Genomic DNA, 2,577 nt, shown 5'->3' with positions numbered 1-2,577 from the left:
CTTTCGCAGTGGCCAAGGATGCGGGGTCGAGGCGCACCTTGCGTAGGCGAGATCGTCGTCGTTGAGCAGGACCAGGTCCGGACGCGCCTTTCCGGCAAGGGCAGGGACGTCGGTCCGGGCGCGTCGACGTCGAGCTCCTCCCTGTGGGTCCTCTCAAGCTTGCCTTCGGCTGAGAGGTCGTAGAAGCCGACGGCGAGGCGGTGCGGGCGCAGCGTGGGCTGCTCGTCGATAGCGGTCTGCACGATCGCAAAGGACGTGATGGTGCCGTCGGCGTCGACCTCGATCTCGGGCGAGAGGGTATTGACGCCGGCAGTCTCGAGCCAGAGCTTGCCCCACTGGTCCAGGTCGCGGCCGCTGGCAGCTTCGAGTTCCTTCATGAGGTCCACAAGCTCGGTGTTCTGCCAGGCATGCTTCTGGAAGTATTCGCGGACGCCGGCCATGAACTGTTCCGGTCCAACCCAGGCGACCAACTGCCGCAGCACGGAAGCTCCCTTGGCGTATGTGATGCCGTCGAAGTTGACCTCGACGTCCTGGAGATCGTTGATCTCGGCAAAAATCGGGTGTGTCGTGGGCAATTGGTCCTGCCGGTACGCCCAGGATTTCTCCACCGAGGCAAAGGTGGTCCAGGCCCGGTCGAATTCGGTGTTTTCGACCGCGGCCAGGTGGGACATGTACTCGGCAAAGGACTCGTTGAGCCAAAGGTCGTTCCACCAGCGCATCGTGACGAGGTCCCCGAACCACATGTGGGCCAGTTCGTGCAGCACGGTGATGGCGCGGCGTTCGATCTGGGCGTCGGTGACCTTTCCGCGGAAGACGTAGCCCTCGAGGATGGTCACCGCGCCGGCGTTTTCCATGGCGCCGGCATTGAACTCGGGAACGAAGAGCTGATCGTACTTCTCGAAGGGGTACGGGAATCCGAACTGGGCCTCGAAGAACTCAAAACCCTGGCGGGTCAGTTCGAAGATGTTGTCGGCGTCCAGGTACTGCATGAGGGACTTGCGGGCGAACACCCCAAGCGGAATGACCCGGCCATCGGAGCTCGTGACCTTGCTGCGGACCGATTGGTACGGTCCCGCGATCAAGGCGGTGACGTAGGAAGAGATGCGGGGAGTGGGGGCGAAATGCCAAACCGAGCGCGCCCCGCCGTCGTCCCCGGGAGTGGTTTCCAGCGGTACGGGAGTGGGCGAGTTGGAGATGAGGTCCCAATGCGACGGTGCGGTGACCGTGAAGGTGAATGCGGCCTTCAGGTCCGGCTGCTCGAACACAGCGAACATGCGGCGCGAATCCGGCACCTCGAATTGCGTGTACAGGTAGGCCTCGTTGTCCACCGGGTCCACGAATCGGTGCAGGCCCTCACCGGTGTTCATGTACGGGGCATCGGCGACTACCTTCAGCTCGTTTTCGGCGGCGAGCCCGGGCAGTTGGATGCGCACGCCGTCGGACACCACCGCCGGATCGAGTTCGGTGCCGTTCAGCGTCACGCTGTGCACGGTTTCCGTGATCGCGTCGATGAAGCTCGAGGAACCCTCGGCGGCGGAGAACTTCACCACGGTCGTGGAGCCGAAGACCGTGGCGCCCTTGGTCAAGTCGAGGGTGACGTCGTACGAGGTCACGGTGAGCAATTCTGCGCGCTGTCCGGCTTCGGCGCGCGTCAGGTTCAGGCCTGGCAAGGTATGCCTCCAAGAATGGTTTCGAGAAGCCGGTTGGTTTCAGCCAGCGCCGGCGCTGTGAAGTCATTCTTTCACTTGATTCCGCCTTGGCAAGGAAGCTCGATCACAGTGTCGCCGGCGCGGGGTAGCGTTGGAATATGGGAAAGATGCGCGACTCGCTGGACCTCCGGGCACTCCGCTTTGCAGTGGCATTTCCGCTGCTGCTGGCCGCCGCATTTGCCGTGTGCGCCCTCATGTTGCGCAACAATCTCCCGGATCCCGTGGCCATCGCTTGGAATGCCGACGGCGGAATCAGCTTTGCGCCGTTCCTCGCCTACGTACTCGGCGGAGGAGGGTTTCTGGTCGTCGCGGGTTGGCTGGTGTTCATCCAGGCTGTTCCCCTTGCCCGGCCGGTGATTATGCGCAGGGTCATGATGGGCATGGGCCTCATGGTGACCCTCTTCATTACCTCCGTGCTGGCCGCTGGCCTTGTTGGGCAAACAGGCCTCGCCGACGCCCGCAGCTCGCACGTTGATGCCACGGTCCTTGCCCTCGGCGCGGGTGCGGCTTTGCCCTTGGGCGTGGTCATGATGATGGCTTTCAAGCCGGACCCGCATTGGACTCCGGAAGACGACGCCGCCCTCGAGGCCGAGCGGATCCGGACGGAAGACCCTGGCCTGGCGGAAGATTCCATGTTGCTGTGGGTCCATGCACGGAGTTCGGTGTTCGTCATGATCTGCGTCGCCACCTTGTTCCCGGCCATGCTGATCGCGATTGCGCTCCCGTGGTTGGGCGCATTGTTGGCAGTGGTCGCGGTCATCGGAGCGTGTTTCCTGTTTGTCCGGGTGAGGGCGGACAGGAAAGGGGTGCAGGTCTTTGCTGCGGGGGTCCTGCGGGTCCTCACGGTGCCCGCCGTTGACATCGCCGG

Annotated in this window: 1 protein-coding gene and 1 pseudogene; one reads left to right on the top strand and one right to left on the bottom strand. The window is 63.6% G+C overall.

Annotation, left to right across the window (positions count from 1 at the left end):
• A pseudogene (gene pepN / locus AHiyo1_RS17385) lies at positions 1-1,670 on the bottom strand (aminopeptidase N); the annotation flags it as partial.
• 137 nt (positions 1,671-1,807) lie between these two features.
• On the opposite strand from pepN, the gene AHiyo1_RS17380 reads away from it, so the two are divergent.
• Positions 1,808-2,577, top strand: a 770-nt coding sequence (locus tag AHiyo1_RS17380) for a hypothetical protein (RefSeq protein ID WP_059389366.1), incomplete at its 3' end; no start/stop codon positions are given.

This window comes from Arthrobacter sp. Hiyo1, assembly GCF_001263615.2.
Taxonomy (GTDB): domain Bacteria; phylum Actinomycetota; class Actinomycetes; order Actinomycetales; family Micrococcaceae; genus Arthrobacter.
This window is presented reverse-complemented; position numbering and strand designations above follow the sequence as displayed.